The 4,143-nt window shown below is 69.7% G+C and carries 3 protein-coding genes; 1 reads left to right on the top strand and 2 read right to left on the bottom strand.

What is annotated here, in order from left to right; translation table 11 throughout:
• Positions 1 to 324 precede the first annotated feature (324 nt).
• The gene (locus AC07AG_RS42550) at positions 325 to 1,728 is read right to left on the bottom strand and encodes a His/Gly/Thr/Pro-type tRNA ligase C-terminal domain-containing protein (protein WP_478762576.1); all 1,404 of its coding nucleotides are present in this window, start codon (positions 1,726 to 1,728) and stop codon (positions 325 to 327) included.
• Between the two features lie 389 nt (positions 1,729 to 2,117).
• On the opposite strand from AC07AG_RS42550, the gene AC07AG_RS42555 reads away from it, so the two are divergent.
• Complete coding sequence (locus AC07AG_RS42555) at positions 2,118 to 2,927, top strand: hypothetical protein (RefSeq protein ID WP_478762577.1); 810 nt, start codon at positions 2,118 to 2,120, stop codon at positions 2,925 to 2,927.
• 54 nt (positions 2,928 to 2,981) lie between these two features.
• On the opposite strand, the gene AC07AG_RS42560 is transcribed toward AC07AG_RS42555, so the two are convergent.
• Positions 2,982 to 3,755, bottom strand: a complete 774-nt coding sequence (locus AC07AG_RS42560; protein WP_478762579.1) for an alpha/beta fold hydrolase — start codon at positions 3,753 to 3,755, stop codon at positions 2,982 to 2,984.
• Between the last annotated feature and the right edge of the window lie 388 nt (positions 3,756 to 4,143).

The raw sequence follows: 4,143 nt of genomic DNA on the forward strand, positions 1-4,143 counted from the left end.
TCTCCGAAGTGAACCGGTCACCGGTGAGCTGCATACCGTCACCCGAGTCACCCGCAAAACGGATGATCACCCGATCCAGACGGCGTACATCCTTCCCACGCGCTCCTGTTCCGCCCGCGGAAGTGGTTTGCACGGTCATACGTGTGTCTGCTCCTGTCTTGCTGGTCCGCGAGCGCAGGCAGACACGTCGGCGGACACGCGTAGCGGTGCAGGGTCGCACACCGCTCAGAGGCTATGCACCGCTGGTCGAGCGGCGCTTGTGCGGTCGCAGGGCGCGTACTTGAGCGGGCATCGCGGCAGGGCAGGGCCCTTCCGCGGTGCTGTTCAGGAGGCGCCGGCGAACGGCAGGGGCGCGGTCGCGACAGGCGTGTCGGGGCGGCAGCGCAGCCAGCCTGGCATCTGCTCGGCCAGGAAGTCCTGGTAGTCCAGGTCGATGGGCGTCCGGCCGCCGGACTGGAAGCGCGGCTGCTCGGACAGTTCGCGGTCGCCGATCACGCAGTACAGCGGCTGCCATTCGCGGCGCAGCCGGGCGGTGCGGGCCCCGATCGGTCGCTTGAACTCCAGGTCGACCGCGGTGCGTACGCCGTCGATCCACAGAGGCCCGGCCAGTTCGTAGGCGCGGCCCACGTGCTTCTCGGCGAGCGGCAGGAACACCACCTGGTTCCAGGCGAGTTCGGCGGGGATCACTTGCGGCCCGAGGCCGGTCAGGCCTCGGCCGATCAGCAGCGGCAGCAGTCGTGAGCCGCCCATGGCGACGCAGGCGTGGACGAGGCTGGGGTGTTCCCCGGTGTCCATGCGAATGTTGAAGCGGGGCGCGTTGACCTCGTCGAGCCGCAGGCTCTGCAGTGTCACGAGTTCGTAGCCCGAGGAGACCAGGATGCCGGTCTGCTGCGCGTAGGCCTCGGGGTGCTCGGCGGCGAGGCGTCGTATGACGGTGATGCCGCCCGCGGCCTTGGCGCACCGCTGGTGGAAGTGCTCCGTGTCGTGGCTGGTGCCGACGACGGAGTCCAGGACGTGGACGTAGTCCTGCTGGAACCAGTACGCGGTGGACTCCGCGGCGTGCTGGAGCGCGTGCAGATAGCGCTCGGCGACGTCGTCGGGGTGGCACCAGATGTGGACGTCGGGCATGGTGACCTGGCCGCGGCGCCGGATGTCGGTCTCGTCGGGCTCGAAGCGGCGGAAGACCGGCTGGGGGCTGTACATCGCGTAGGGCAGCCTGGCCCGTTGCAGGACGGCGTCCTTGAGCCAGGAGAAGAGGCCGGGGTCGGTGGCGTAGGCCAGGGTGAGCCCGCCGTCGCCGCCGTCACCGCCTCCTTCGGCGTCCGCGATGTCGAACATCCGGTTCTGCTCGGCGTGTTGGGCCGCCAGCGCGCGCATCGGCTCGGAGGATCCGTCGAACACCAGCGGAAGGTGCACGGTGTTGACCTCGAGTCCGGCCAGGTGCCGCGCGTTGCTGGCGTCCACACCCGCTTCCAGGACCGCGCCGCGAGGCAGGGTCGTCAGAAAGCCGCGCGGGCTGCCCTGGCGGCTGACGAGCTGCAGGGCCTCCGCGGTGCGCATGACGTCGTCGCGTGTGCAGCGGTGCTCGGGGTCCTCGTCGGCGAGCATGCGCAGTGCCGAGTTGTCGGGGTCGATGGCGCCGAGTGCGGCCGGGTAGTCGATTTCGTCTCCCCGCCAGAGGACGTTTCCCGAGCTGTCGAGTATCTGGACGTCCACTACCTGGCCCATGAATCTCCCTCCGGGTCCATCGCTGCGAGAGTTCGCCGTGACGGACGCGAAACTATGAGGGCCTTCGGAGGGCGTCAATGAATCCTTTCCGTGTGTGCAGCCGAACTCGAGCCTGATTCCAGCGGGTTGGGCAAGGCGGGCCCGGGAGCCGTGCGCACCGCCTTGAACTGCGGCGATTGCGGAGGAGTGGCAGCAGTTGAAAGTCTGGCGGACGCTGTGTCCGGGGTGTGGTCCACCTGTGCTCCACGGCATGCGAATTCCCTGCGCGAACCCGCTTCAGAAGAGCTGGACTTTCCCTTGAGGGGCGGCGCCTTCCGATTGCCCCTGCCGCGGTGGCGCTCATAACGTGGGTGCCCGTCACCGTGCGGAGCAGGAAGGTACGCAGTCATATGACCGTCGCGCTCGATCCCACCTCCCCAGGCGCCCGCTCCCCGGAAACCGGCCCCTCGGACTCCACCGGTACGGACACCGGTACGGACACCGGTACGGACACCGGCACGCGCAATCTGCCGATCAGGCTCGCCGGACTCGTCGGTGACACCGACGCGTTCTTCGGCGAGGTGTGGAACATCAGGCCCGCGTCCTTCAACTGCCGCGCGCTGCCCGACGCACCTGCGCCGGGCGGCCTGTGGGAGCGCGATCCGGGTGCCCAGGAGCGGTTCGCGGCCGGCGAGAGCGTGCGTTTCGACGCGCCGGGCGAGTGGCTCCCCGGCATCGCGGACCTCGTCACCGCGCTGCGTGAGGACCTCTGGGCCGCCAACGCCCGCGCAGCCCTGGTGCTGAGCCCGTCGGGCACCCTCACTCCCCCGCCGTCGGCCGAGGCCGACCACGCGTTTGTGCTGCAGTTGGACGGCAGCAGCAGTTGGGACCTCGCCTACGGACGGGTGCCGGTGACGATCACTCTGCACCGCACGAGCGCCGTCTATCTGCCGCCGGGCCACGCCTGCCGCTCGGCCGTCGGCGATCAGGACTCGCTGCAGCTGGTCCTCACCATCCAGGAGGCCGGTGCCCGCGAGGTCGCCGAACGCGCCATCGCCGCCTTCCTGCGGGCTGCCGAGGCGGCCCCGGTGGCGCGCATGCACCCGTCGGTCGTGGACGAGAAGGTGGGCTGGCTGCGCGCCCAACTCGCCGGGCTCATGCCGGGGCAGGACGTCAGCGCGCTCGTCCGCAGGGCACTGGGCGAGCAGCCGACGGCGTGAAGCCGACGGCGTGATCGATCTCTGACCCACGGGGTCCGTCGGCTCCGCACCGGATCACACGGCAAGCCGCTCGGCGGCCTGCCGCAGGACCGCGTTCACCGCTTCGGGCCGCTCCTGGTGCGGCATGTGGCCCGCGCCCTCGATGAGGCGGAACGTGCCGTGCGGGGCGAGGTCCGCCAGGACCCGCGACACCTCGTAGGGGATCGAGGCATCCAGGGCGCCGTGCAGGAACAGCACAGGAACGGCCAGCTCACGGATCCGCTCGCGCGGGTCGTACGAAGCGCCGTCGGCGAACAGTTCGTCGACGTGCTCGCTGGACTCCAGGATCTGGCGCAGCGTCGAGGCGATCAGCTCCGGGGGCGCCGCCGGGCTGTACCAGGTGGGCACCCACTCGGCGAACTGCGCGGCCCGGTCGGTCGCGGCGGCGACCTCCACCAGCTTGTCGCCCAGCGCGACGGCCGGCCAGTAGCCGGGTCCGTCGATCGAGACGATCCCGCCGATCCGGTCGGGAGCGGCGAGCGCCGCCTCGATCGCGAACACCGCGCCGACCGAACTGCCCACCACGACGGGCCGGTCAAGGCCCAGCGCATCGATCACGGCGAGGACATCCGCGGTGTTGCCCGCGATGTCGTTGCCCTCGGCAGGCCGGTCCGAGCGGCCGCAGCCGCGCGAGTCGACGGCGAACATCCGGTGATCCCTTGCCAGGTCCGCCACCTGCGCGTCCCAGACCCGGCCGCTGGTACCGGTGCCGTGCAGCAGCACCATGGCGGGACCCTGGCCGCGCTCCTCGACGTGGAGGCGGATCCCGTTGGCATCGACGTACGCCATCGTGCGCTCCTCAGTTTCCCGCGATTGTCGTTCGTGTCCCCGTCCGGCAGAGGACTCACCTGCCGCGTCCATAGCGTTCACCCTCACTTCATTGCAACGATCATAGCGGAGCCGTTGCATTAATTCTCACCTCGTTGCAACGATTCCACCGCCTCAACCTGCACTGATGATGCCAGTACGCAATGACGTCATTGCCAGATGAGTAAATGCAACGTAGCGTTTCTCTCATCAGAAACAGTCGGGCAGTCAAAGGGGGTGGGGTCATGGAGACAGCACAGGGTCGGCGGCAGGCGGCGCCCGGTGCCTTCGCCTCCTTCGCTCGTTTCGTGTTCTGTGGCGGCGGGGTGGGGGTCGCCTCCAGCTTCGCGGTGGCCGCCCTCGCATCGTG

The sequence above is a fragment of the Streptomyces sp. NPDC044044 genome (assembly GCF_056434405.1).

What these genes read in the sequence shown, in the direction of transcription:
- AC07AG_RS42550 (WP_478762576.1), bottom strand. Translation starts at nt 1,728, where the DNA reads ATGGGCCAGGTAGTGGACGTCCAGATACTCGACAGCTCGGGAAACGTC.
- AC07AG_RS42555 (WP_478762577.1), top strand. Translation starts at nt 2,118, where the DNA reads ATGACCGTCGCGCTCGATCCCACCTCCCCAGGCGCCCGCTCCCCGGAA.
- AC07AG_RS42560 (WP_478762579.1), bottom strand. Translation starts at nt 3,755, where the DNA reads ATGGCGTACGTCGATGCCAACGGGATCCGCCTCCACGTCGAGGAGCGC.